The 25,584-nt window shown below is 43.3% G+C and carries 24 protein-coding genes; 23 read left to right on the top strand and 1 reads right to left on the bottom strand.

Features of this window, described 5'->3' with window-relative positions; genetic code table 11:
• Positions 1-128: 128 nt before the first annotated feature.
• From G5B06_RS03130 to G5B06_RS03020, 23 genes are all read left to right on the top strand, one after another.
• Positions 129-1,424, top strand: a complete 1,296-nt coding sequence (locus G5B06_RS03130) for an aminotransferase class V-fold PLP-dependent enzyme (RefSeq protein ID WP_173762465.1) — start codon at positions 129-131, stop codon at positions 1,422-1,424.
• A 191-nt stretch (positions 1,425-1,615) separates the two neighbouring features.
• Positions 1,616-3,610 carry a beta-galactosidase gene (locus tag G5B06_RS03125; RefSeq protein WP_148445557.1) on the top strand — a complete coding sequence of 665 codons (1,995 nt, stop codon included), beginning with the start codon at positions 1,616-1,618 and terminating at the stop codon, positions 3,608-3,610.
• Positions 3,611-3,779: 169 nt separating this feature from the next.
• The gene (locus tag G5B06_RS03120; protein ID WP_118609019.1) at positions 3,780-3,980 is read left to right on the top strand and encodes a helix-turn-helix transcriptional regulator; all 201 of its coding nucleotides are present in this window, start codon (positions 3,780-3,782) and stop codon (positions 3,978-3,980) included.
• Positions 3,981-3,983: 3 nt separating this feature from the next.
• Entirely contained in the window at positions 3,984-4,316 is a 333-nt protein-coding gene (locus G5B06_RS03115) for a HipA N-terminal domain-containing protein (protein ID WP_118608985.1), read from the top strand.
• Entirely contained in the window at positions 4,313-5,272 is a 960-nt protein-coding gene (locus G5B06_RS03110; RefSeq protein ID WP_173771305.1) for a HipA domain-containing protein, read from the top strand. Before G5B06_RS03115 ends, G5B06_RS03110 begins: the two co-directional genes overlap by 4 nt.
• Before the next feature lie 156 nt (positions 5,273-5,428).
• Positions 5,429-5,950 (top strand): cysteine hydrolase family protein, encoded by a 522-nt coding sequence (locus G5B06_RS03105; protein ID WP_173771303.1) that lies wholly within the window; start codon positions 5,429-5,431, stop codon positions 5,948-5,950.
• Positions 5,951-6,329: 379 nt separating this feature from the next.
• Entirely contained in the window at positions 6,330-7,472 is a 1,143-nt protein-coding gene (locus G5B06_RS03100; RefSeq protein WP_173771301.1) for a tyrosine-type recombinase/integrase, read from the top strand.
• Between the two features lie 187 nt (positions 7,473-7,659).
• Entirely contained in the window at positions 7,660-9,375 is a 1,716-nt protein-coding gene (locus tag G5B06_RS03095; RefSeq protein WP_173771299.1) for a DUF7601 domain-containing protein, read from the top strand.
• A 13-nt stretch (positions 9,376-9,388) separates the two neighbouring features.
• Positions 9,389-9,760 (top strand): hypothetical protein, encoded by a 372-nt coding sequence (locus tag G5B06_RS03090; RefSeq protein ID WP_148445549.1) that lies wholly within the window; start codon positions 9,389-9,391, stop codon positions 9,758-9,760.
• Positions 9,760-10,305: a signal peptidase I gene (gene lepB / locus G5B06_RS03085; RefSeq protein ID WP_173771297.1), complete on the top strand. Its 546-nt coding sequence runs from the start codon at positions 9,760-9,762 to the stop codon at positions 10,303-10,305. Before G5B06_RS03090 ends, lepB begins: the two co-directional genes overlap by 1 nt.
• Positions 10,306-10,411: 106 nt before the next feature.
• Complete coding sequence (locus G5B06_RS03080) at positions 10,412-11,386, top strand: DUF7601 domain-containing protein (protein ID WP_173771295.1); 975 nt, start codon at positions 10,412-10,414, stop codon at positions 11,384-11,386.
• 30 nt (positions 11,387-11,416) lie between these two features.
• On the top strand, positions 11,417-12,190 hold the full coding sequence (gene srtB / locus G5B06_RS03075) for a class B sortase (protein ID WP_173771293.1): 774 nt from the start codon (positions 11,417-11,419) through the stop codon (positions 12,188-12,190).
• 7 nt (positions 12,191-12,197) lie between these two features.
• The gene (locus G5B06_RS03070; protein WP_173771291.1) at positions 12,198-12,920 is read left to right on the top strand and encodes a Spy0128 family protein; all 723 of its coding nucleotides are present in this window, start codon (positions 12,198-12,200) and stop codon (positions 12,918-12,920) included.
• 69 nt (positions 12,921-12,989) lie between these two features.
• Positions 12,990-13,958, top strand: a complete 969-nt coding sequence (locus tag G5B06_RS03065) for a transcriptional regulator (RefSeq protein ID WP_243279055.1) — start codon at positions 12,990-12,992, stop codon at positions 13,956-13,958.
• Between the two features lie 169 nt (positions 13,959-14,127).
• Complete coding sequence (locus G5B06_RS03060; RefSeq protein WP_118608934.1) at positions 14,128-15,735, top strand: response regulator; 1,608 nt, start codon at positions 14,128-14,130, stop codon at positions 15,733-15,735.
• A gap of 21 nt (positions 15,736-15,756) precedes the next feature.
• Positions 15,757-16,608, top strand: a complete 852-nt coding sequence (locus G5B06_RS03055; protein ID WP_118608935.1) for a sensor histidine kinase — start codon at positions 15,757-15,759, stop codon at positions 16,606-16,608.
• A 5-nt stretch (positions 16,609-16,613) separates the two neighbouring features.
• Complete coding sequence (locus tag G5B06_RS03050; protein ID WP_173771289.1) at positions 16,614-17,672, top strand: hypothetical protein; 1,059 nt, start codon at positions 16,614-16,616, stop codon at positions 17,670-17,672.
• Positions 17,673-17,844: 172 nt separating this feature from the next.
• A complete protein-coding gene (locus G5B06_RS03045; RefSeq protein ID WP_173771287.1) occupies positions 17,845-19,155 on the top strand; it encodes a substrate-binding domain-containing protein in 1,311 nt (436 codons plus the stop codon).
• Between the two features lie 98 nt (positions 19,156-19,253).
• Positions 19,254-20,171: a sugar phosphate isomerase/epimerase family protein gene (locus G5B06_RS03040; protein WP_173771286.1), complete on the top strand. Its 918-nt coding sequence runs from the start codon at positions 19,254-19,256 to the stop codon at positions 20,169-20,171.
• Positions 20,172-20,422: 251 nt separating this feature from the next.
• Positions 20,423-20,902, top strand: coding sequence for a PTS sugar transporter subunit IIA (locus G5B06_RS03035; protein ID WP_015526406.1), 480 nt, complete (start codon positions 20,423-20,425; stop codon positions 20,900-20,902).
• A gap of 113 nt (positions 20,903-21,015) precedes the next feature.
• Positions 21,016-22,488: a PTS transporter subunit EIIC gene (locus tag G5B06_RS03030; protein WP_173771284.1), complete on the top strand. Its 1,473-nt coding sequence runs from the start codon at positions 21,016-21,018 to the stop codon at positions 22,486-22,488.
• 183 nt (positions 22,489-22,671) lie between these two features.
• Positions 22,672-23,781, top strand: coding sequence for a YibE/F family protein (locus tag G5B06_RS03025; RefSeq protein ID WP_330606690.1), 1,110 nt, complete (start codon positions 22,672-22,674; stop codon positions 23,779-23,781).
• On the top strand, positions 23,778-24,524 hold the full coding sequence (locus G5B06_RS03020; protein WP_173771282.1) for a YibE/F family protein: 747 nt from the start codon (positions 23,778-23,780) through the stop codon (positions 24,522-24,524). The genes G5B06_RS03025 and G5B06_RS03020 overlap by 4 nt, the downstream gene beginning before the upstream one ends.
• Before the next feature lie 258 nt (positions 24,525-24,782).
• Here G5B06_RS03020 and G5B06_RS03015 read toward each other — a convergent pair whose 3' ends face one another.
• On the bottom strand, positions 24,783-25,280 hold the full coding sequence (locus tag G5B06_RS03015; RefSeq protein WP_173771280.1) for an ATP-binding protein: 498 nt from the start codon (positions 25,278-25,280) through the stop codon (positions 24,783-24,785).
• Positions 25,281-25,584 lie beyond the last annotated feature (304 nt).

Here is a 25,584-nt window from a genome sequence, read left to right as displayed (position 1 = left end):
TTATAAATGTGTTATGCTATCTTCTGATGAAAGAGATATAATGAACGCAGTCGTGAAACGAGGGTGTTCATGAATTGATGGCTATCCGGGAGACCGGGGCTTTGTGTGATGAAGGAGAGGATATCATTATGGAATTTAATCATGGAGTTTTATTTTCAGATACATATCAGAAGAAGCTGAAATCTCAGTTTTGTTATGCAGATAAGGATCCGCAGTATGGTGCGCGTCTTTTCTTTGAGAACTCTGGTGGTTCTCTGAGACTGAAGAAGGCGGTTGAGGCTAAGGCTGCGATTGAGGAGTTTCCGGATTGCCCGGAGCGTGCACGTGGCAGAGGGTTTGATCTGGCTGATTATGTTAAGGATGGTACTCAGCAGATCCTTGAGGTTATTTTTGGTGCGAAGAGTGGTGCTCTGATTACGGAACTGACTGCTTCCCAGACTATGTTCCATGCAGTTGGTACAATTATGGAAGGTGTTGACTGGGGTAAGAATGCAGTTACTTCTGCTCTGGAGCATCCGTCTGCTCATGATGCGGTTGAGTATTATTGCAAGAAGACTGGCAGGGAGTTCCGTGAGGTTCCGGCTAATAAGGTGACGGGTGGTCTTGATCCGGATGAGATTATGAAGTATGTGGATAAGGATACAGTTCTTCTCAGCATTATGGCTGCTTCCAATATTTCCGGTAATATCATGGATATCAAGGAAATTGCACGCCGTGCAAAAGAGATCAATCCGGATATTTATATTGTCAGTGATGCGGTTCAGCATGCTCCTCATGCAGTGATCGATGTTGAGGACTGGGGTGTGGATGTCTGCAACTTTGCTCCGTATAAGTTCTTTGGTGTTCGTGGTTGTGGTTATGCTTATGTTTCTGACCGTGTTGCTGTGATGCCGCATATCAAACTGACCTGCAAGGATGATAATGTCTGGGCTCTTGGTACTCCGGCTCCGGCTAACTTTGCGGCTATGATGGCTGTTATTGATTATGTTTGCAGTATCGGTAAACATTTCCTGGGCGATTCCGCACATAAATATAATAAGCGTGAGCTTTTTGTTGAGGGTATGAATCACATTCATCTTCAGGAGAGAGCGCTTCTGTACCGTATGCTGGAAGGTACCGATAAGGTTCCGGGTCTTCGTCATATCCCGGGTGTTCAGGTTTATGTGGATATGGAGGATCTTACATACAAAGATCTCATTGTTGCCATGGGTATCGAGGGTATTGAATTTGCAGAGTGTGCAAGAAGATATCTGGAGCATGGTGTTACTCTGTTCGAGCGTGTAAAGAGCAGCCCGTATTCCAAACGTATCGTAGAAACTCTTGGTCTTGAGGGTGCGCTTCGTGTTTCTCCGCTTCACTGCCATGGAACAGACGATATTGATAAGTTCCTGAAGATCACCAAGGAGATCGCTGAGGGTAAATAAGATAAAATAAATAACTGTAAAAAATAAATGGAAGACCGCTCTTTTCTCGTATTTTAATATGAAAGAAAAGAGCGGTTTTTCTGTTAATGAGGACGTTGGTATAATCTGTAAAAAATATTCAAATAAATGATATCCTGTATCGGAAACTTCTGTTAAGATAAATTTATCAAAATATACCATGGGAGGAAGATATGAAAAAACTTCTTTTTGGCGCGGCATACTACGATGAATACATGCCGTATGACAGACTTGATAAAGATATAGAAATGATGAAAAAAGCGGGGATCAATACGGTGCGTATTGCGGAGTCTACGTGGAGTACCTGTGAGCCGCAGGATGGGGTGTTTGATTTTTCTCATGTGGAGCGTGTGATGGATGCTATGGAGGAGGCCGGGATCCATGTGATCATCGGTACGCCTACGTATGCGGTTCCTGCCTGGATGGTGAAGGCCCATCCGGATGTGATTGCCACGACGAAAAATGGGGCGGGGATCTATGGTGCCAGACAGATTATGGATATTACCAATCCGGTGTATCTTTTTTATGCGGAGCGTGTGATCCGGAAACTGATGGAAGTCAGTGCAGGAAGGAAGTGTGTCATTGGTTTTCAGGTGGATAATGAGACCAAGTATTACGGTACAGCAGGCAAAAATGTGCAGCTGGCTTTTGTAAAATATTTAAGAAAAAAATTTCAGGATGATCTGGATGCCATGAACCATGAATTTGGGCTGGATTACTGGAGTAACCGGATTGATGCCTGGGAAGACTTTCCGGATGTGAGGGGAACGATTAATGGCAGTCTGGGTGCGGAGTTTGAGAAGTTCCAGCGGACCCTGGTGGATCAATTCTTAAGCTGGCAGGCCGGGATCGTCAGCGAGTATAAGAGGGAAGATCAGTTTATTACCCACAACCTGGATTTTGAGTGGAGAGGATATTCTTACGGTGTACAGCCGGATGTGAATCATCTTCATGCATCACAGGCTCTGACCATTGCGGGAACGGATATTTATCATCCGTCTCAGGATGATCTGACCGGTACGGAGATTGCTTTTGGAGGGGATATGATCCGCAGTCTGAAGCATGATAACTATCTGGTACTAGAGACGGAAGCTCAGGGATTTCCGTGCTGGACGCCGTATAAAGGTCAGCTTCGTCTCTGTGCCTACAGTCATCTGGCATCCGGGGCCAACAGTGTGATGTACTGGCACTGGCATTCTATCCATAATTCTTTTGAAACTTACTGGAAGGGACTTCTGAGCCATGATTTTGCGGAGAATGATACTTACCGTGAGGCTTGTATTATTGGAAAAGAATTTCGGGAAAAAGGCAGCCGTCTGGTGAATCTTAAGAAGAAAAATGATGTGGCTGTGATGGTGAGCAATGAGGCTCTGACTGCATTGAACTGGTTTGGCATTCAGGCGACTTCCGGGGATAATGGTGAAATCCGCTACAATGATGTGGTTCGCTGGATTTATGATGCGCTGTATCAGATGAATGTGGAGTGTGATTTTGTATGGCCGGAATCGGAGAATCTTTCCCGGTATAAGGCGATTTTTGTACCGGCGCTTTATGCGGTTCCGGACAGTACACTTCAGAGGCTGAATCGTTATGTGGAAGAAGGCGGTACGCTGGTTGTGACATTTAAGAGCGGTTTTGCCAATGAGAATGTGAAGGTTCATGTGGATGCACAGCCGCATATTCTAAAAAGTGCGCTGGGGATCAGTTATAATCAGTTTACATTTCCGCGGGAGGTCAAGCTGGCCGGAAAGCTGTATGGCGAAGCAAGGGTATTTATGGAACTTCTGAAACCGGAAGGCGCAGAGGTACTTGCCGGATATGAGCATTATAACTGGAAGGGATATGCAGCCATAACCAGAAATAAATATGGGAAAGGTACGGCATATTATCTGGGATGTATGACAGATGATGCCACCCTTCAGAATGTAATAAAAGATGCTCTTGGAAGTGCAGGCGTTGAGTTATCCGGTTACAGCTATCCGGTGATTGTACGTAAAGGAACGAATGATCTTGGAAAAACGATCAGGTATTTCCTGAATTACTCAGGATCAGAACAGGCTGTTACGTACAAATATGGTGATGCAGAAGATGTAATTACCGGCAAGGAAATTAAGGCTGGTACAGAGCTGAAGATTCCTGCCTGGAATGTGCGGATTATTGAGGCTTAAGATACAGAAGAAATATAAATGAGAGAAAATCTCTGGCATGTTGGCAGAAAGCTGATGTGACAGAGATTTTTTCATGAAGTAAACTGTGATCAGTATAAATATACCCGATCGGGATTGAATTGTAAATTTTAACTTGAAATTATACCCGATAGGGATTAATATGTTTATTATGAACAGGATTGGTAATTATATAAAAGAAGAAAGAAAAAAAGCTGGACTTACACAGGAAGAGTTTGCAATGCGTGCTGGCCTGGGGCTCAGATTTGTAAGAGAGCTGGAGCAGGGAAAAGAAACTGTGCGTCTGGATAAAGTAAATCAGGCATTGGCAATGTTCGGAAAAGAAGCTGTACCGGGTGAAAGGGAGGAATAGCAGGTGGAGTCGGAATATAGAAAAGGTTATGTATATATTCAAAATTGTTTTGCCGGAATAATTGCTGAAACAGAAGAAGGATATATTTTTTCGTATGATAAAAAATATTTAAAAAGAGAGGATGCGGTGGCGGTAAGCCTTACTCTACCTTTACGTGAAGCCCCATATGAAACAACCATTTTGTTTCCATTTTTTGATGGACTGATTCCTGAGGGCTGGCTTCTTGGCGTAGTCAGTCGAAACTGGAAAATTAATCAGAAGGACAGATTTGGTCTTTTACTGGCGGCATGCAGAGACTGTATCGGAGACGTTTGTATCAGAGGAGAAATAACATGAAATGTTTATGTTGTGGAAAAACGATCAATCAAAATGCAGCAGAATCAGAAAAAAAGTGGCAGTGGCATAAAAAATGTGTGGTAAATTTTTTTCATACAAAAGAAATGCCTGTTTTGGATATAACAAAAGAACAACTGGAATTTCTTGTAAATGAAACGGTTAATGAAGGATTAACTGTGCCAGGTGTTCAAAAGAAATTATCACTTCATTTATCAAGTGATATAGATGCAAGACTTACAATTGTAGATTATCCGACGGGTTATATATTAAAGCCGCAGACAGAAGAATTTGAAAATATGCCGGAATTTGAAGATCTTGCCATGCGACTTGCTGAGATCATGGGGATACAGACAGTGCCACATGCACTTATAAAAATGAATGGAGAGTATGCATATATTACAAAACGGATTGATCGGGAGATAACGGAAAAAGAAATCAAGTTATATGCAATGGAAGATTTTTGTCAGTTATCCTGTAGATTAACGCAAGATAAGTACAAAGGTTCTTATGAACAATGTGGCAGGATTATTAAGAAATATTCGACGACACCGGGACTGGATATGTCAGAATTGTTTTTACGTGTATTGGGCTCTTTTGTCATGGGAAATTCAGATATGCATTTGAAAAATTTTTCATTGAAAGAGACGGAACCTGGAAACAGGAAGTTTCAGCTGTCAAAAGCATATGATATGTTGCCTGTAAATATAATCATGCCGGAAGATAAAGAACAGCTTGCACTTACGATTAATGGAAAAAAACGAAATATTCATAAAAAAGAATTCCGGTTGTTGGCAGAAGCCTGTGGGATACCATCGAATGCAGCAGAACATATGCTGAAAAAAATATGTTCTAAGAAAGATAAATTTCTGAAGCAAATAGAGGAAGCATATCTGTCTGAGGAGAAGAAGGAAAACGTAAAGGAACTTATTTCAGAAAGGATTGAAATTTTGCAGTAAGTGGAGGAAACTGTCTGGCATGTTGGCAGAAAGCTGATGTGACAGAGATTTTTTATGAAGTTCTTTCGCTTGACATCTTCCGGTAGAGTATGCACAATAAAGATATTACAGATTTGTCGGGCAGAAATAAGTTATAAAAATAATGGGGTGACAAACATGCAGAACATTCTCATCGTAGTAGACATGCAAAATGATTTTATTGACGGCACATTTGGCACGAAGGAGGCTGTGGCCATTGTTCCGAAGGTGGAGGAGAAGATCCGAAATTTTGACGGAAAAGTATTCTTCACGAGAGATACCCATGAGACATATTATCTGGAAACACAGGAGGGGAAAAATCTTCCGGTTCCTCATTGTATCCGGGGGACAGATGGCTGGCAGATTCGGAAAGAACTGGATGTTCTGAGAAAAACAGAGCCAATTGATAAAGAAACTTTCGGTTCTACAGATCTTGCAGGGGAGCTGGTTACGATTAATGAGGATGAAGAAATTGGAAGCATTACCCTGGTAGGACTTTGTACAGATATCTGTGTGATTTCCAATGCACTTCTGATCAAGGCTTCTCTTCCTGAAGTTCCGATTTGTGTAGATGCCGCATGCTGTGCAGGCGTTACACCGGAGAGTCATGAGAATGCACTGAAAGCCATGGAGATGTGCCAGATCAAAATTCTCCGGTAAAAAAGACAGGATAATAAAAATAAAGAGAAAAATCAGAAATTCCCGCGTATATCAGGAAGGATATATGCGGGAATTTTTTACTTAAAAAATATAGTTATTTTAAGATAATTAACTGGTAAAATTTCACAGAGCACAATACTCTGTTTATATAAAGTTACCACTTTTTTTCTTAAAATTCAAGCTTTTAGCTCTGGAAAAACAGCTTTTTTGTCGTGGTTTTTCGTCAGATTTTACGGATAATATAGGGCTGCAAATGGGAAAGCAGCTGTAAAAGGAGGTAATACGCCGTCAGGATTATCGTCAGAAGGTACCTGGTGGTGGATAAAATATCTCATTTGTGATCAGACTATAAGAATTCTGTTTAACAGGAGGAAAAACAATGAGCAGAAAAGGAGAAAACATTTACAGGAGAAAAGACGGTCGCTGGGAAGCCAGGTATATCAAGGGCCACAGGCTGGATGGAAGGATCCATTATGGCTACTGTTATGGAAAAACATACCATGAAGCCAGGGACAAAATGAATCAGGCCCGTTTTGCGCTTATGAATAATCAGCCTCAGTCCGTGCGCGGAAGGAGAAAACATCTTTCCGATTATTGTGACGAATGGCTTTGCCTGAAACGGAGCAGCGTAAAGCCAGCTACTTTTGTAAAATATACAACGATTCTGGAAAAATACATCAAACCTGATCTGGGCGAATATTTTTCGGAAGCTGTCTCAGAAATACTTGTGGAGCAGTTCAGTTATCATCTGCTTCATGAGAAAAATCTTTCACAAAAAACAGTGCGGGATATTCTTTCCGTATTGAATTCCATTTTAGATTATACAGTAAAACAAAATCCGCTTGCCCGGTCTGTGGAAATCGTATATCCACGTGCAGAACAAAAAGAAATGCGTGTACTGACCGTTGAAGAGCAGAAAAGATTTACGGAATATCTTCTGAAAGATATGGACGTATGCCGGTTTGGCGTTTTGCTAGCACTTATGACCGGACTTCGAATCGGAGAACTCTGTGCCCTGAAGTGGGGAGATATTTCTCTGGAAGAAAAAGTCATTTATGTGCGTCACACCATGCAGCGCCTGAAAGATCTGAACCCTGTCAGTGAGGAAAAAACAAGAATTGTAACCGGCGGGCCAAAAAGCGGAAAATCTGCAAGAGTGATTCCCATGAATGAGGACATTGCAAATCTTTGCGCCCGGTGGAAAAAAGATAATCCGGATGCCTATATTCTGACCGGTAAAAAAGAGCAGTTTCTGGAACCGAGAACTTTGCAGTACAGGATGAAACTGTATACAGATGCCTGCAATCTGGAAGGTGTGCATTTCCATACTCTGCGCCACAGTTTTGCCACAAGATGTGTGGAGGCCGGTTTTGAAATCCGGAGTCTCTCGGAGATTCTGGGGCATTCCAGCACCAGGATTACTCTGGAATGTTATGTACACTCGTCTATGCGACTGAAGCGTGCAAATATGGAAAAACTGAAGTTGAAAACAGATGAAATGAAAAAAATTTTCAGACTGTAAATTTTTAAGAACCGTCAGAAATCGCCGTCAGAGACTGAAAAAAGGTTGATTTTCAGACAACTGCGAAAAATTTTACGCAGAGTATTGTGCTCTGCGAAAGAGCAGAAATACCGGCACGGACAAACAGTATGTATGAGCAGTGCCTGTTTTTTTGATTGCCATATCATACAAGAAGGAGGTATGAGGTATGATACATAGTCATTCATCTGGAAAACACAGCCTGCTGAAGAAGATGCTGGCGGTCTGTATTGCGTTTGCAATGATCTGCAGTGTTTCGATTTCAGCGTTTTCAGTAGAGGCCAGCAGCGAAAATACAGATGAAACAGTACAGTCTGTCATGACAGAGGAAGCGGGAGATCCGGAGGTAGCAGAGGCAGAGACGGACAGCGAACAGACGCCCGGGGAAGAACAGACGGAAGAACCGGAAGTCACTCCACCGGAAGATAATATGGAGAATCCGGATGCGGATAATGCGGAGCCGACCCCGTCAGAAGATAATGAGCAGCCAGCGGACCCGACTGTGACTGAGCAGCCGGAGGAGCCAACGGTGACGGAACAGCCAACTGCTACACCAACGCAGGTGGAAGAGCTGGAAAAGGATAAAGCAGATTCAGAGGTACAGACACAAGATGCGAAAGCAAAGTGGCCAACACCTACACCAGCATCCTCAACAACATATTCTGGGAAAGCAGCAATTTATTATCTTGCCAATCCTGCAGGAGATCCATGGACAAATGATACAGGAGCATGGGCACCGGCACAGGAAACAAGTAATACAATAGGAAATATTAATACAGATGGTGCAACCTGGGAAGATGGTTATGTAGGAAATACGGTTTACAAGGAGAAAAATATTAAATCAAATGTATCTAAGTATATTACTTCATGGCCGGATGGAAGTAAAGGTACAACCTGGACAGTAAAGCGTGGAGATGCGACTACTGGTTCATATTTCACATTTGTATTGGATTCAATCTGGGATAATTATAAAACTGCAATCAGTAAAGATACAGGGATTGCTCTTGGGGATCTTAATAAAGAAGATATTCTGGAGATTACATTAACGCCCCGTAAAATTTCACGTGACAATGGAGGAACATATCCATATCACATAGACTGTGCGCTGAGTATAAAAAGTAAAAGTGTATTTACCGCAAAATTCTGGGTAAAAGACCCGGGTGAGACGGACTACACACAGGTTGATGCGAAAAACTATAAAACTGGCGATTCTGTTGTCGAAACAACAAAAGCTGAGATAGGCAGTACAAAAGAAGTTAACGGAATAATCTATGTTCTGGATGGCTGGTATCCGGAAAATGAGACCGGAGGAGCTTACAAAGACCAGAAAATTACAAATTGGAATTATACCCCGAATGCCACAGAGTTGGCAGACGGTACCGTAAACTTCTATGCTCACTATATACCACTCTATACATCCGTAAATATCAAAAAGCTTGTAACCGGAAATATGGGAGATAAGAACAAACCCTTCCGTTTTACAGTCTCGGTAGTAAATGGAAATACTAATCTTCCATTTAAAATCGATGAGACACAGTATACAGGTTCAACGAAAATTACATTGTCAGATAACCAGACAAGAAAGCTGACACAAGTTCCGGTTGGAGCAACGGTGACAATTACGGAGGATGATTACAGCGGCAGCAGATATACAACTTCCTGTACAATAGACGGTTCTGCTTCTGCTGGTGACAGAATAGCGACAATATCCAATATTCAGCAATTGAATAACGATACCGCACATGAAGTCATTTTTACCAACAATAAAGAAGCCATTCCAGACACCGGTTTAAACCTTGGAACAACACCATATATTCTGGCGTTGGGAATTGTAGCCCTAGGTGCTGGGCTTCTGCTCTTCGGACGCAGAAAACGTCAGAGTTAAGGGCGGACATGCGATGAAGGAAAAAAAGACAGCAAAGAAAGGGAGCCGCAATGCACAGCCGGAGCGGCTTCCGGAAACAAATACAAAGGCGTTAAATCATGAGCAGGAAAAGCTGAGACAGTGGTTTCAGGAAGTAAAGTTCCGGAAGGTACTGTTTGGTGGAGTGGATGAGATCCAGCTCTGGAAAAAGCTGGAAGAGCTGAACCAGATCTACGAGACATCCTTAAGCGCAGAACGTGCACGTTACGATGCACTCCTTGCCGACCACCAGAGAAGCTGCAATGCCGTGATTCGCAAATATAAGAAACTTGCTGAAAGCAGGAATACCGGGCAGGATGCCGGAAAAGAAAAGGCAGACAGCTCCGGGGAAGAGGTGCGGGGGTGATGCGTGCTGAAAAAGATCAAACCTGTTCTCAGACAATCCGGAAAAGAAGATATTCTACAGAAATAAAGGAAGGCTACATCCGTCTTTTCTGGCGGATCGTGTTGATCGTGGCCGTTGGCTGGCTGCTGTTTACACAGGTTTTTCTTATAGGCCAGGCACCGGACAACGAAATGTTTCCGGCAGTGGACGCCGGAGATCTTCTCATCGGTTTTCGGATGGAACAGAATTTTGCAAAAAATGATGTCGTCGTCTATGAAGCCGGCGGCAAAACTCATGTGGGACGTATTCTGGGATGCGAGACGGATGTGGTTACAATGGATGACACAGGAACGCTTCTCGTAAACGGAACGGCCCAGACAGGAGAAATTGCATTTCCTACATATGCAAAGGAAGGGATCACATATCCCTATACAGTTCCGGAAGGCAGTGTATTTATTCTGGGAGATTACCGGACACAGGCAAAAGACAGCCGGGAATTCGGCCCCATCTCCACAGAGGATGTGAAGGCAAAAGTAATCACCATACTTCGAAGAAGGGAACTGTAAAAAACGGAACGGTTCTTCCATTTACGGGAGAACAACACAGTCAAAATGTATAAGCTGCTTTTTTATGAGCTTATAAATAAATTTATATTTCTAGGAGGATTTTCTTATGAAAAAGACAAAGAAACTGTTAGCATGTTTGATCGCAGCAGCCACCATGTTTACCATGGGAAGTACGGCGTTTGCGGCAGATACTACACCTACAGATCAGGAAACTGTTACTGTTAAGAAGGTTTACATGCTTACAAATGAAGGTACGACTTCTCCAGCAGAAACTTTCACATTAGAGCAGGTAGGGAAAGGTAGTGTATCAGACAGCGAGGCAACTACGGCTCCAGATCTTGGAACAATTACAGGTGCTGAATTTGCAAAGGGAGCAGCAACTGTTGATGGAACAACAGGAAATATAACAGTTGCATTGCCTGCTTATGACAATGTTGGTATTTATGAGTATACATTACGGGAAGTTGCAGGAACAAAAGCAGGTGTTAATTATTACGGAAATGATATTAAACTGAAAGTAACAGTAGTTAATGGGACAAATGGAAAACTTCGTATTGCAGCAGTTCATACAGAATCAACAGGAAAAAAATCTGATTCATTTGTAAACACCTATTCTGCAGGAACATTAGATATTTCCAAAACTGTTGAAGGTAATCTTGGTGATAAAGATAAGTATTTCGAGTTCAAAGTAACTTTAAGAGGTGTAGAAGGAAAAACATATGAAGAGTCTTATGCTGTAACAGGTGGAAGTGAAGGTGCAAGTAATCCTACATCTATTAAAATTGGCGAAGAGACAACTTTCAAACTGAAACATGGTGATACAATTAGCATTAAAAATCTCCCATATGGAGTAAGCTATACTGTTACTGAGACAGCTGCTGCAGGATATACCACAACAAGAAATGGTGACGACAGTACTGTAAATGCTGCTGATCAGAAAGTAGAATTTACCAATACTAGAACTGGCAACGTCGACACAGGCGTCAACCTCACAACCCTCCCATACATCCTCGTATTCGCAGGTGTAATCGTAATCGCAGGTGCAGCATTCATCACCAGAAGACGCAAATTCGAAGACTAATGATTATTCAGGCAGCAGAGAGGAGGCAGTATGAACGCATCTAAGTTTTTCCTGAAAGCAGCCAACTCTCTGATCACTGCCATTGTGGCATTGTTTCTGATCCTTGCAGCGGCATATTCCGGATACGCACTCTGGGATAATGCACAGGTTTATGCAGCCGTGGATGATGTTCAGTCTGAGCTTATGAAACTGAAGCCGGACCCGGAACAGAAGGATGGGGGAGCTTCTTTTGAGGAACTTCGAAAGATTAATCCGGATGTCTGCGGATGGATCACACTGGATCATACAAAAATTGATTATCCGATTCTACAGGGAGAAGATAACCTGACCTACATCAACACCGATGTATACGGCGATTTTGCACTGTCAGGAAGCATCTTCCTGGATTCAGGCTGTGATAACACATTCCAGGGAAAATATTCCCTGCTGTATGGCCATCACATGGCCAACCACAAGATGTTTGGTGATCTGGATCTCTATAGAAAAAAGAAGTTTTTTGACAAAAACACCACAGGCACCCTGATTCTCCTTGACCGTTCCTACAAGCTGGAAATTTTTGCATGTATGCAGGTTTCCGCTTCTGAGGATTCAATTTTTAACAGTGGGAAATGGCAGGCAGACACCAGCGGGCTTGTGGATTTTGTCAGAAAGAATGCAGAAAATATCCATCAGAAAACCATGGATCAGATTGGAAAGTCCGAAGATTTTTCTCAGATACTGGCAATGTCAACCTGCTCTTCGGAATTTACAGATGCAAGAACAGTTCTTCTGGCGGTAATGAAACCTTATTCGCCGGAGACGTAAGGAGGGGATGAAGACGAATATACGAAAATTTCCGGCAGTGCTCCTGCTTGCGGTTCTGTGCCTGACAGTTTTTCCGATTTCAGCTATGGCAGCTGGAGTTGCGGAAGTAAAGATTCCTGTCAGCGTGGAATTGTCAGGTGAGAAGCCATCTCCGGACGAAACTTATACGATCATTCTTCAGGGTGAGGACGAAGCGCCCATGCCGGAAGAAAACATATTGACAGTAACAGGAGCCGGGAAAGCGGAATTTCCGGCAGTGAGCTATTCTGTGCCGGGTGTGTACTGCTACACAGTTTCCCAGCAGCCGGGCAGCCTGAAAAAAGGCCATTATGACTCCACCGTTTATTACGTAAAAGTGACAGTAACAAACGGAGACTCCGGCGAGCTGGAAGCGGTTGTTGCCGCACATACAGATGCGCAGATGGTCAGTGAAAAACAGGACATCACATTTGTGAATACCTATGATCCTGCGGACACACCAACACCAACGCCGGAAAATACACCGACACCGTCTCCTGCATATACACCGACCAGTACACCGGCAACTCCGGTGACAACGACTCCAGATAAAACTGGCAGCAACCCAACTGCTTGTCATGTAAAATCCATGCCAAAAACCGGTGATAATACCAATATCGGAAAATGGATCGCAGTAATCTGCGTTTCCGGATGTGCGGTATTACTTATAATCGGTTTTGCCAGAAAAAAACAGAAGACGGATAAAAAATAAAATCTGAACAGCGGTGCGGCCGAAAAAAATTTTCTACCGTACCGCTGTTTTTTGTAAGGGATGAAGAATATGAACAGGGGACTTGAGCTGGAAGGCCAGAGATTTGGACATCTGACTGTGCTGAAAAGACTGGATGAACGTGAGAACCGGTACATTATGTGGCTGTGCCGTTGTGACTGCGGGAATGAAATAAAAGTAAATACAAGGCGTCTGGTGAGAGGAACCGTGGATAACTGTGGATGTATTCTGGAAAAAACGGCCAGACGTGGACCGGTGGCAGAAGACCTTACAGGTCAGAGATTCGGGAAACTTGTGGCAGTAAGAAGGATTCGGAGCCAGAACGGAAGAACCAGATGGGAATGCCGCTGTGACTGTGGAAATATCCATATCGTTACCGCACATGCGCTGAAAGCTGGAAAGTGTACCAGCTGTGGCTGCAGTCGTTACGAAAAGGGAAGGGGAGTCACAGATATCAGCGGCCAGAAATTCGGACGTCTGACTGCGCTTTACCACACAGATAAACGGAGCAAAAAAGGCTCAGTATTCTGGCATTGCCGCTGCGACTGTGGAAATGAAGTGGAGGTCACAGAAGACGGGCTTCTTCACGGCAATTACAAAAGTTGTGGCTGCCTGCGCCAGGAAATCTGGAAAGAACTTCCGGGGCAGCTTCATATGGTTGATGGAACCTGCGTGGAAATGCTGGAAAAGAGAAAACACCGCAGTGACAATACCAGCGGTTTTCGTGGAATCTACCATATGAATAATGGAAAGTACCGTGCCACCATAGGATTTAAGGGGAAGAGATTTTATATAGGAACATTTAAGAATTATGAAGATGCAGTACAGGCACGCCTGGAAGCAGAAAATACCATTCACGGAGGTTTTGTCCAGGCCTGGTATACCTGGAACAGCCTTGCGGAAAAAGATCCGAAGTGGGCCGAAGAACATCCACTGGTATACGAAATTGAGAGGGTAAACGGAGAGTTTCAGGTAATCACAAACATGAACCGGCAGATGGAGTTACCGGTCCATAAATAAACAGAAATCAGAACAGGCCGGAAAGACAATCATCAGTCTTTCCGGCCTGTTTTTCTGAAATATTTTGTAATATAATCTGGATGAAAAAATATAAGGTGCGTGATATAATTTCTGTAATATATAACAGTTATTTTTGCTGAAATAAAAGGAAACATATCTGGGGGAAATTATGCTGAAAGTAATCATTGCAGATGATGAGCCGAAGGTAAATCTTTTGTTGCAGAAGATTGTGGACTGGGAAAAACTGGGGTACCAGATCGCGGGAACTGCCAATGACGGGGAAAGAGCACTTCAGCTTATTGAGGAAGAAAAGCCGGATGTTCTGATGACAGATATCCGGATGCCGGGAGTGGATGGAATGGAGCTCATCCGGCGGGCAAAGGAACTGCGGCCGGATCTGGTTTTTATCGTGGTAAGCGGGTACCGGCAGTTTGAGTACGCACAGACTGCGCTGAAATACGGAGTGACCGATTATCTTCTGAAACCGGTAAATGCGGAAGAACTGACGCAGCTTCTCATCCGAATCCGTGAGGAAGAGGAGAAAAAGAGACGTCTGGATAACTGGACAGCGTCTGTGGACCGGCAGCTTCGTGAAAACGAGTGGAAGAAACGGGAACAGCTGGTAGATAATCTGCGGGAATACGCACAGGAAAACAGGGAGCTGAACGGTTATGAAAGCCTGAATCAGGAATATGGCTGTGATTTTCATGAAGGCACTTATCAGGTGATCATTATAAAACCGGATATTCCTTCTGCGGAAGAACATGGGGATGCATACAGGATCATGATGAAACGGTCGCTGTCTGTAGTTCAGAAAGCGCTGGAACAGTTTGCGGATGAATCTGCGGCGGCTGTTCATGCGGAGGGGATCATGGTTGTGATCTATAAGGAAAAGTATGATCCGGTACAGCTGCGCCAGTTTCTTACACGAGTCCGCAGAGAGATTGAAAATCAGAGAGATCTTTTCTGGGGAATCATTGTCACCATGGCAATGGGTGGCGAAAAACACAGGATCCAGGAGCTTCCACAGTCCATGAAAGAAGCCGTACAGCTCTGCAAGAATCGCATCACCGGTGGAAAAGGCGGCTGGCTTTCCTGGGATGCCGGCGACAATGAGACAAGGGAAGATTATGAGATGCTTCCGGAGGAACGGAAATATTTCCAGGAGATCGGAGAATATCTGGACAGCAAAAAAATCTCCATGGAGGTTGCCAGAACAGAAGGGATCATGACAGCTCGCAGGGCATCCGGAAGTCAGATCTATGACTGCTATATGGAAATTTCCGATGCAGTCCTCACAGGAATCCGTCAGAATGAAAAACTGGATATCGACAAAATCCGAAAAGATCTGATCTATGGATTTTACAGGTGTACCACAACCTCCGAGGCGTTTGGTTTCCTGAGAGAATATATTTCCGATCTGATCGAAAACTTTGAGAAGAAAAAAGAAACAAAAGAGCAGAAACCCATCACAGAAGCCAGAAAATATATCCAGGAGCATTACCTGGAGCCTCTGAAGCTGGAAGATGTAAGTAAACACATCGGATTTAACGCTACATATTTTTCTTCGGTTTTCAAGAAGGAAACAGGGAAGAACTTTCTGGACTATGTGACAGAGCTTCGCATGAACAAGGCAAAACAGCTCCTCTGCAGTGGTGAGATGTCTGTGAATGATGTGGCAGAGGCTGTAGGCTATCAGGACCTGAAATATTTTTCCAGATTGTTCAAAAAGAATGCCGGGATCAGCCCGTCCGATTATAAGAAAATGTATCAATAGGAGGAGGCCTGTGAGAGTGCAATGAGCCGTTTTATGACATACATTCGTTTTATTAAAAAACTGAAGCAGTTTCATAAAAATCGAAATTTGGAAAATGTGCTTCGGGAGGACTGGTCGTCATGCAGAGAGCTGGAAGAATTCTGCAGGGATATCACAAGCATCACGGAGGCCGGACCGGAAATGCGTTTTCAACAGAAGCAGGCGGAGTATCTGGCACTGCAGAACCAGATCAATCCTCATTTTCTTTATAATACCCTGGAAGCCATACGTGCGGATGCCCTGATCGCAGGTGTGGATCAGATTGCAGATACCACAGAAGCGCTGGCTACCTTTTTCCGTTATACCATCACGGATGTGGAACGGCTTGTGACCTTGTCTGATGAGCTGGAAAATGTGGAAGATTATTTTACCATTCAGAAATTCCGCTTCGGTGATCGGATGAATCTGGAACTGGAACTGAACGATGAGGAGCTCTTAAGCGCCAGGATGCCAAGGCTTGTGCTGCAGCCTCTTGTGGAAAATGCGGTTGCCCATGGCCTGGAAGAAAAGACAGGAGAGGGAACCGTGAAGGTGGTAGTGGAAAGCAGCCGAAATGTTCTTTATATTTATGTAAAGGATGATGGTGTAGGTATGGATACCGAACAGATGGAGAAACTCAACGAAATCTTTTCTGCGCAGAACCGTACCAGGAAACGCTTTGGAGATGGCAGGAACCGAAAGGGTGGTATTGCACTTCCCAATGTAAACAGCCGCATTAAGCTGCTGTTTGGAGAAGATTACGGACTGCATGTGTTCAGTTCGGAAGGAATGGGAACCGAGATCCGCATGCTTCTCCCGCTGATCTACGATGACGGAGAAATCAATCTGAGGTAGCGTAAATGAAAGAAGAACTTCTTAGAATTGAAAATGGCCTTCTGCCTGTAAAAAATAAAAAGATCATTCTGGATCTGGAAATTTCCAGAGGAGAATGCGTGGGAATTTTTCCGGACAGTATCTCGGACTCGGATATGATCCTGAATTTTTTTCGCGGGACTATGGATCTGAAAACGGGAAAAACATTTATCTGTGAGGAACAGGCGGACAGTATGTCCATACACAGGGAGATTTCCAACCGGGTTGCGGTTCTGGAGAGAAAAACCAATTATTCGCCGGAACTGACAGTAGGAGATTATCTTTTTTCCCTGAAAGGAAATCTTGGGATCAGGGACCGCAGGGAAATGAAGAAAAGGTTCAAAAGCCAGGAGGCTTTGGAAATGAAGGAGCTGCTGTGTGGGGAAATTGACTGGAAGGACCGCATCCGGGATCTAAGCCCCATTGATTATGGAAGGGTATTTTTGTTCCAGTCCTGGCTGTATGATGTGGATATCCTGGTTTTCAGTTTCCTGACAGAGTATCTCCGGCCTGATGATATCGAACGTTTTATGGAATACAGCGAGCTTCTTCTCCAGAGAGGAAAGGCTGTTTATATTCAGGATCAGAGTTATGAATTTCTGTTCCGCTACGCCGGAAGGATCGATATCCTGAAAAAAGGTCTGATCTGTTACCGGCTTAGTGTGGATGAGTATGAAAAAGAAAAACTGTATACAGCAGCTTCTGGTGTATGGAAAGGCGCTGTACCGGTCACGGCAGGAAAAGGAAGGATCATTCTGGAAATGGATCATATAAAATTTCATGATCAGGAAGAGGAACCTTTTTCACTGAAGGTCAGAAGCGGAGAGATCGCGGTGATCCGTGACAACGATTACAAAACAGCCAGCAGATTGGTAAACACGCTGGCCGGCAAACAGAGATGGAGAGAAGGAGAAATCCGCATTAACGGAGAAAAAGCAACCCCCGGAATTCTGAAAAATTACCTTGGAAAAAAGATCGGCATCCAGACCTCTGTTACCAGCAGATGTAACAACAAAGAGTTCTTAAATCGCCTGCGTATTGTGTGAAAAATATAAAAATCCAAAAATCATCCCCCCTGATATGAAAAATGTCGGTTGGAAAGTGAGCATAAATTGTTTAATATATGCTCATAAACAAACCAAAACATTATCAGGAGGGATTTTTAATTCCCCTGTATGGTTATTAAGCGAGGAAAAAGGAGAGGAAGGGAGAAAATCTATGGAATATGTTCTTGAGCTGAAAAACATCTATAAGTCATTTCCGGGTGTGAAGGTTCTCGAGGATGTTACCCTTCAGGTCAGACCAGGTGAGGTACACGCCCTGATGGGTGAAAATGGTGCCGGTAAATCCACACTGATGAAGATTCTAATGGGAATTTACAAGGCAGACCAGGGAAGTATCTTTCTGGAAGGTAAAGAAACTGTCATACACGGGCCGAAGGATGCCATGAGCAAAGGAATTTCCATGATCCATCAGGAGCTGAACACAGTGCTGGACATGGAAGTGGCAGAGAATGTTTTTGTTGGAAGAGAGCTTCTTAAAAAAGGATTTGAGAAGCTGAAGATCGTGGATATCGCCAGAATGAGAGAGGAGACCGGCAAATATTTCCGGGAAATGAATATCGATATTGATCCCCGGGCAAAGATGCGTACCTTAAGTGTAGCGGAAATGCAGCTGGTAGAGATTGTAAAGGCAATCTCACTGAATTCCAGGATCATTGTTATGGACGAGCCTACATCCGCCATCACAGAGAAAGAAGCAACTGTACTTTTTGCACAGATCGAAAGACTGAAAAAACAGGGTGTTGCCATTATCTATATTTCTCATAAGATGGATGAGATCTTCCGGATCTCAGATACCATCACAGTTTTAAGAGATGGTCAGTGGATTGGAACCAAACCGGCAAAAGAGGCAGGCGTTAATGTCGTTATCGTAAACCAGAGAATCAGTGATCCGGAAGCTGCTGACTGCTATGTAGGTGCAGATGCGGCAACCACAGGTTCCAAACTGATGGAAGAGGTTATGAAGGACATCGACGGAAAAGGTAATGTAGCTCTTCTTCTTGGACCTATGGGTTCTGACGGACAGGTTGGACGTTCTGAAGGCTTTGACCAGGTACTTGCAGATTATCCGGATGTAACCGTAGCATTCCAGGATACTGCAGAGTGGCAAACAGAGCCGGCACTTACCATTGTTGAGAACTGGCTGAACGCAGGAAAAGAGATCAGCGCAGTAGTTGCACAGAATGACAGTATGGCTGTAGGTGCTGCGAAAGCCATTGCAGATGCACAGAAGACAGGTGAGATCAAAGTATATGGAATCGATGCTACATCGGAAGGACTTCAGGCAGTTCTGGATGGAAAGCTTCAGGGAACCATGGCACAGGGTACTGCTGACCAGGGAAAATTTGCAGCAGATGCATGCGCAGACCTTCTGGATGGCAAGGAAGTTGATTCCGAGACCATCGTAGATAACGTATACTACACAGCAGACAATGCTCAGGAAGCACTGGATGCCATTGCAAAATAAGTAAAACAGAGATATGCGAAATATATGAAAACGGGCGGAAGGCGGGAAGGTAAATTTCCCGCCTTCTGTTTTAACTGAGAAATTGGGAGGGTTTTAACATGAAAATTGCATTTGATGTAGATGTTCTGGCAAAACAGATGGATATCAACCGTATGGTCCACCAGGTTGCTGACTGGGGTTACAAATATATTGAACAGTCTCCGCACCCCAGGATCAATCCTTTTTACAAGCATCCGCTTTTTTCGAAGGAATGTGAAATGGAATACCGGGATGCGCTGCGTGAGACCGGCGTGGAGATTTCTTCCTTCATCTGTGTCTACCGCTGGTCCGGCCCTACAGAGGAGGAGCGTCAGTTTGCAGTTGCCAATTGGAAAAAAATGATCGAGATCGCAGTAAACATGGGAGTTCCTGTGATCAATACCGAGCTTTCCGGTGATCCGAACCAGGCAGAGATCTGCAACGGTATGTGGTTCCGTTCCATGGAAGAACTTCTTCCGATCATTGAAAAAGAAGGCCTTCGTGTGGAGATCCAGTCTCATCCCTATGATTTCTGTGAGCTGAATAATGAAACCTGCGATATGGTAAAATCCTTCCGTTCCAAAAATCTGGGTTACGTATATTCTTCCCCTCACGGATTTTTCTACGATCAGGGAAAGGGTGATGTGGAAAGCATGCTGAAATATGCAGGCGATGAACTGACCCATGTGCTTTTTGCAGATACCTTTAATCAGACTATGGACTGCCGCTACATTCTGAATCCGCCGTCACTGAACGGAAGGGGAAAAGCAGATGTGACGGTGCACCAGCATCTGGCCATGGGCGAGGGAGATGTTGATTTTGACGGTATCTTCCGTACCTTAAGAGAAATGGATTTTGCAAAGAAGCAGCTTGCACCGGATGCCCCGAAGGTGGGTGGTGACAATATCGCCTGTATATCCATGTTCGGCTTCCCCGAGAAGATGAACAAACAGGCTCCGGAGGCAAGAGAAAGGATTGAAAAAGAACTGCTGAAGTAAACTGAATATTCTTGCATAAGCTGTCGCATTAATGTGCTACAGCTTATTTTTTTGAAAAATACCGATAAAAATGTGGACAAAACCGAAAATAATGGTTGATATATACACATGCCTAAAAATCAAAAAATGAAAATTATACGAAATATATAATATAAACCCGGAACGGATAAAAAATATATAGACATATTTACAAATCGACATCGCGGATATCAATACCGGAAGAAGTGGTGAAATAACGGGAGGAAGAGAATATGCTGAAATTTTTTAAAGGAAAAGATAAAGGAAATTTAATCTATGCACCCTGCAAGGGTAGAGTGGTTCCCCTTGCGGAGGTTCCGGACCCTGTCTTTGCGGACAAGGTACTGGGTGACGGTTTTGCAGTGATCCCGGCAGATGGCAGGATATATGCTCCGGCAGACGGTGAGGTGGCAATGGTATTTGATACGCTTCATGCAGTTACGCTGACAAGCACTCAGGGCGCAGAAATACTGATACATATCGGACTGGATACAGTCACACTTAAGGGCGAACCTTTTAAAGCGCACGTTGCAGCAGGTGACAAGGTTAAAAAGGGTGATCTTCTGATAGAGGCTGATCTGGACAAAATTGAGAAAGCCGGTTTAAACACGATTATCCCGGTTCTGATCTGCAACACAGATGATTACGGAAAGATAAGCCTCCAGAAGGAGGGGGATGTTTCGGCGGATGAAGCCGTCCTCAAGCTTTCATGATCATCTTCATGCAGCTGACAGGCTTATAGCAGCCCGGAGATAGTAGCAATTTTCGGGGTGTTATAACCGGAGTGATCCGGTCAAATATATTTATTTTAAGGGAGGGGAAATATATGAAATTTCTTCAAAAACTGGGAAAAGCGTTAATGCTTCCGGTGGCAGTACTGCCAATCTGTGGTATCCTCATGGGTATCGGATACTGGTTATGTCCGGCAACCATGCAGGGTGGAGACATTCATGGCGCAGCCAATCTGATCGGTCTGTTTCTGGTTAAGGCAGGCGGAGCTCTGATCGAGAACATGGCAATCCTTTTTGCTATCGGTGTTGGTGTCGGTATGTCAGAAAAGAATGACGGAACCGGCGGAATTGCTGCACTTGCATCCTGGCTGATGCTCACAACACTTCTTTCTACAGGATTTGTTACAACCATCATTCCATCAATCGCTGACAGTGCAACAAAAACTCTTGCGTTTGACAAAATTGCGAATCCTTTTATTGGAATCCTTGCCGGTATCATCGGATCTACATGCTATAACAAATTCAAGAGCACCAAGCTTCCTGACTGGCTGTCATTCTTCAGCGGCAAGCGCTGCGTAGCGATCATTGCAGGAGTAGTTTCCATTATCGTATCTGTTGTATTACTGTTTGTATGGCCATTACTTTTCAGTGCACTTGTAGCATTAGGAAAAGCAGTTGCAGGTATGGATATTGTTGGTGCAGGTATCTATGCATTCCTGAACCGTCTGCTGATCCCTACCGGATTACATCACGCACTGAACAATGTATTCTGGTTTGACACCATCGGACTTGGTGATCTTCAGCACTTCTGGGCAGGTGAAACCTCTGCAGATGTATCCTGGAGCCTTGGAATGTACATGTCCGGATTCTTCCCATGTATGATGTTTGGTATTCCTGGTGCAGCACTTGCAATGGTTAAATGTGCGAAACCTGCAAAGAAAAAAGTTGCCATCGGTCTTGTTGCTTCCGCAGCGATCTGTGCATTTATCTGTGGTGTAACTGAGCCGTTCGAGTTTGGATTTATGTTCCTTGCTCCTGGCCTCTATGTGATCTATGCATTACTTTACGGTATCTTTACCATGATCACAGTTGCTCTTGGATTCCGTGCAGGCTTCAGCTTCTCTGCTGGTGCGATGGATTTACTTTTCTCATCCTCACTTCCGGCAGCACAGAAGACATGGCTCATCCTTCCTCTTGGAATCGCAGCATTCATCGTATTCTATGTTGTATTCCTTTTTGCCATCAAGAAATTTGATCTGAAGACTCCGGGAAGAGAAGACGATGACGATCTTGAGGCAGAGAAGAATATCGAGCTTGCAAATGATGACTATACTGCTATTGCTGCGAAGATCCTCGAAGGCTGTGGCGGAAAAGAGAACATCACAAGCATCGATAACTGCATCACAAGACTGAGACTTGAGGTTAAGGATATTACAGCTGTAAATGATAAGGTGATCAAATCTGCAGGTGTTGCAGGCGTGATCAAACCTGGAAAAACTTCTGTACAGGTTATCATCGGAACCAAGGTTCAGTTTGTTGCAGATGCATTTTCTGCGCTTTGTAAATAATGGCTTTTTTGGAGTTAGGTATTTGTTAAAATAATTATGGGGGCAGCAGAACTGTGAAAACGGTTCTGCTGCTGTTTTTTTGTATACCTTATATTGACCGATACTTTCAAAAAGCGTACAATGTTACTTCGATAAAAAGCAACCGGTCAGTGCGTTTACAATTGCAATATTTCTACAGGGGGAATGAAGTTAATGAAATCCTGCATATTTCACAAAAAATATCTTTTAGCCGGCATATATATTATTTTTGTTCTGTTTACCTGCTGTAATTCCCGATTTTATCATACACCGCTGGCAAAAATATGTTCCGTAACAGAAAAACAGACTCTGAGCAGAGAAGGAACCAGGGGCTCAAAAGAATATTACTATACTCAGAATATTACGGCACGGATATTAAACGGTTCGCATAAAGGGGAAAAAATAACGGTCTCTAATGAATATACATCTTCTCAGGTTCAGACCAAGAAATATCATAAAGGAGACACCGTTCTTTTAAGCGGTTCAAAGGAAAGCCCCGGAAAAACGATACGTTCTGTAAAAAGGGATGGGTATCTGGCATTACTGGCAGGAGGATTATTTTTTCTTCTGATCTGCATTACAGGAAAGCAGGGATTTTACACGATCATATCACTGATACTGAATACAGTCATATTTGCGTATGGATTTCAGGCTTTTACAGAAGGGAAAAATATTTTAAATATCTGTAATGTCATCGCAGTTCTTTTTTCATTGACTACATTGATCTGCTTAAATGGAATTCACAGAAAAACATTTTCCTCAGTTCTTTCAACACTGTGTGTTCTGTTTCTGATCATGGCATTGTTTGAATTTTCTATTTATATGTACGGAGATCTGGATTATTCCAATCTGGAATACCTTGGAAGTACAGGCAATTCAGCAGATATATTCTGGGCAGATATTATGCTGACAGGACTTGGTGCAATTATGGATGTGACGGTGACGATCAGCGCAGCAGTAGGAGAGATCGTACGGAAAAATCCATCGGTTTCTCTGAGAAGACTGATACATTCCGGTCGTGAAATCGGATATGATATTATGGGAACCATGATAAATGTACTGCTGTTTGTTCTGGCAAGCGGCATGATTCCCATGTTCATACTTAAGATGAATAATGATATAAGCTTTGTAACGATCGTGAGATACCACATTCCATATGATATCTGTCGTTTTCTGATAGAAAGCATTGGAATTGTACTGGCAATACCGGTATCCGTTTTTATTGCTTCAGCGATTATGAAAATACCATCATGGAAAAGGAGTGGCAGAAAATGATCATTTTTCTTACATTGGTCTTGATTATGTTGATGGTCCTGATCGGTGGTGAACGTGGAGCCATGTCAATTATGACACTGGCAGGGAATATTGTAATTTTGTTTTTTTCAATTATGCTGATGTCTGCCGGTTTTCCTGTACTGCTCCTGATATTGGTGGCAGGTGCAGGTGTCTGTTATATTTCTCTGTTTTATCAGAACGGAAATAATCCAAAGACGCGGGCGGCTTTTCTGGCTACACTGCTGGTAATGTTACTTTTGTTTGTTCCGATTTATATTATCACATGGAGATCAGGAAGCTACGGATTAAATGAGATCCAGATTTCAGAAGATGATTTTATGTATTATTACAGTACGGATCTTCATATCAACATGCTTCATGTAGGAATATTTGTAACTGTTTTCAGTACTCTTGGAGCTGTTATCGATACGGCATTATCCGTAACCTCCTCTGTATATGAAGTCTGGACCCATAAAAACAGTCTGACAGCGAAGGAGCTTACAGCTTCCGGCTATCAGGTCGGAAAAGAAATCATAGGTACAACAGTAAATACACTGCTGTTTGCTTATCTTGGGGGAACTATTCTGTTATTTTCATACATTCAGACACAGCAATATACCCTGGAAATTATTCTTAATTCCCAGTTCCTTTTTCAGGATGTTGCGGTTATGTTATTTGGTGCGGTGGCATGTCTTATTACCGTCCCGGTGTCGATCAGATGCATCATCCGGCAGATTCCATGAAGCGTAAAGCAGTGTCAGATTTGTCGTAAATGTCATAAATTTGTGGTCAAAAAATGATGAGAAATGGAGAGTGCTAATTAAATATTGTGAGCGAAGTAAGGCGTGAGTCATAAAATATGGCTTGCGTCTTTTTCTTTGCCAGAAAGGAAGTTATAAGTTTGAAGGAGTAAATGTATGGACAACATGTAAAAGGAGCCAGTAAAACAACTCCAGGCTTTGCTGTTATGGATTATGAATAGAACACACATTCACCGAATGTTAGTTATCTGTTTTATTACAACACATCACAGATGCATAGAACATTCCATCCTCTGTTTTAAAGTGGCAGACACCATTGTAATGTGCGGCAATGTTTTTGACCGATTGTGTGCCGAGCCCGAGTCCCTTATGCTTCGTTGAAACAAGCTTGTCATCATTTGTACATTTGAGTGTTCCTGAGAAGGTATTGTCCACCGTAATACAAAGCGAACTGCCGGTCAGGTTGGCACGAATCAAGATTTTCCGGTCATTGCCAGACTCATTTTTGCAGGATTCCAGTGCGTTTTCAATCAGATTGCCGAATATAACAGAAATATCGGTATCTGAAACGAAGATATCATTCGGAATCTTAACTTTAACAAAATAATTAATACAGTTATCCTTAGCCTGCTGAGCAAAGTAGAGCAATACAGCGTTTGCGGCAGTATTTTCGCAAAAACGGACAAGAGAGTTATCCGGAAGGCTTTTGCTGTACTCATTAAGGTAATCATGCAGCACATCAAGTTTTCCTTCCGTCAGGTATTCTTGTATGAGAGCGATATGATGACGCACATCATGCTTTGCACGGCGGGCGTCAGTGATTTTACGGAAAATGTGTACGCAAAATGTGAAGAAAGTGTGAAATTAGCACTCACCTCTTGACAGTGCTAATAATGCGTGTTATAGTACATACAGAACAAAGGAAGAGAGAAAAAAGAAATCTTCCGGAGAAAGTTCTTACAGAATTAGCAGATGTTTTCAGAAACAGTAAATTAAAAACGCCTGCGCAGCACGCAGCGAATATAGATCAGGAGGAATGAGT

This window comes from Blautia luti (genome assembly GCF_013304735.1).
Taxonomy (GTDB): domain Bacteria; phylum Bacillota; class Clostridia; order Lachnospirales; family Lachnospiraceae; genus Blautia_A.
This window is presented reverse-complemented; position numbering and strand designations above follow the sequence as displayed.

Bases quoted from the DNA above. Each gene is read 5' to 3' on its own strand.
- G5B06_RS03130 (WP_173762465.1), top strand. From the start codon at position 129: ATGGAATTTAATCATGGAGTTTTATTTTCAGATACATATCAGAAGAAG.
- G5B06_RS03020 (WP_173771282.1), top strand. From the start codon at position 23,778: ATGATCATTTTTCTTACATTGGTCTTGATTATGTTGATGGTCCTGATC.
- G5B06_RS03100 (WP_173771301.1), top strand. From the start codon at position 6,330: ATGAGCAGAAAAGGAGAAAACATTTACAGGAGAAAAGACGGTCGCTGG.
- lepB (WP_173771297.1), top strand. From the start codon at position 9,760: ATGCGTGCTGAAAAAGATCAAACCTGTTCTCAGACAATCCGGAAAAGA.
- G5B06_RS03040 (WP_173771286.1), top strand. From the start codon at position 19,254: ATGAAAATTGCATTTGATGTAGATGTTCTGGCAAAACAGATGGATATC.
- G5B06_RS03080 (WP_173771295.1), top strand. From the start codon at position 10,412: ATGAAAAAGACAAAGAAACTGTTAGCATGTTTGATCGCAGCAGCCACC.
- G5B06_RS03065 (WP_243279055.1), top strand. From the start codon at position 12,990: ATGAACAGGGGACTTGAGCTGGAAGGCCAGAGATTTGGACATCTGACT.
- G5B06_RS03070 (WP_173771291.1), top strand. From the start codon at position 12,198: ATGAAGACGAATATACGAAAATTTCCGGCAGTGCTCCTGCTTGCGGTT.
- G5B06_RS03125 (WP_148445557.1), top strand. From the start codon at position 1,616: ATGAAAAAACTTCTTTTTGGCGCGGCATACTACGATGAATACATGCCG.
- G5B06_RS03095 (WP_173771299.1), top strand. From the start codon at position 7,660: ATGATACATAGTCATTCATCTGGAAAACACAGCCTGCTGAAGAAGATG.
- G5B06_RS03110 (WP_173771305.1), top strand. From the start codon at position 4,313: ATGAAATGTTTATGTTGTGGAAAAACGATCAATCAAAATGCAGCAGAA.
- G5B06_RS03055 (WP_118608935.1), top strand. From the start codon at position 15,757: ATGAGCCGTTTTATGACATACATTCGTTTTATTAAAAAACTGAAGCAG.
- G5B06_RS03105 (WP_173771303.1), top strand. From the start codon at position 5,429: ATGCAGAACATTCTCATCGTAGTAGACATGCAAAATGATTTTATTGAC.
- G5B06_RS03060 (WP_118608934.1), top strand. From the start codon at position 14,128: ATGCTGAAAGTAATCATTGCAGATGATGAGCCGAAGGTAAATCTTTTG.
- G5B06_RS03050 (WP_173771289.1), top strand. From the start codon at position 16,614: ATGAAAGAAGAACTTCTTAGAATTGAAAATGGCCTTCTGCCTGTAAAA.
- G5B06_RS03035 (WP_015526406.1), top strand. From the start codon at position 20,423: ATGCTGAAATTTTTTAAAGGAAAAGATAAAGGAAATTTAATCTATGCA.
- srtB (WP_173771293.1), top strand. From the start codon at position 11,417: ATGAACGCATCTAAGTTTTTCCTGAAAGCAGCCAACTCTCTGATCACT.
- G5B06_RS03025 (WP_330606690.1), top strand. From the start codon at position 22,672: ATGAAGTTAATGAAATCCTGCATATTTCACAAAAAATATCTTTTAGCC.
- G5B06_RS03090 (WP_148445549.1), top strand. From the start codon at position 9,389: ATGAAGGAAAAAAAGACAGCAAAGAAAGGGAGCCGCAATGCACAGCCG.
- G5B06_RS03045 (WP_173771287.1), top strand. From the start codon at position 17,845: ATGGAATATGTTCTTGAGCTGAAAAACATCTATAAGTCATTTCCGGGT.
- G5B06_RS03030 (WP_173771284.1), top strand. From the start codon at position 21,016: ATGAAATTTCTTCAAAAACTGGGAAAAGCGTTAATGCTTCCGGTGGCA.
- G5B06_RS03120 (WP_118609019.1), top strand. From the start codon at position 3,780: ATGAACAGGATTGGTAATTATATAAAAGAAGAAAGAAAAAAAGCTGGA.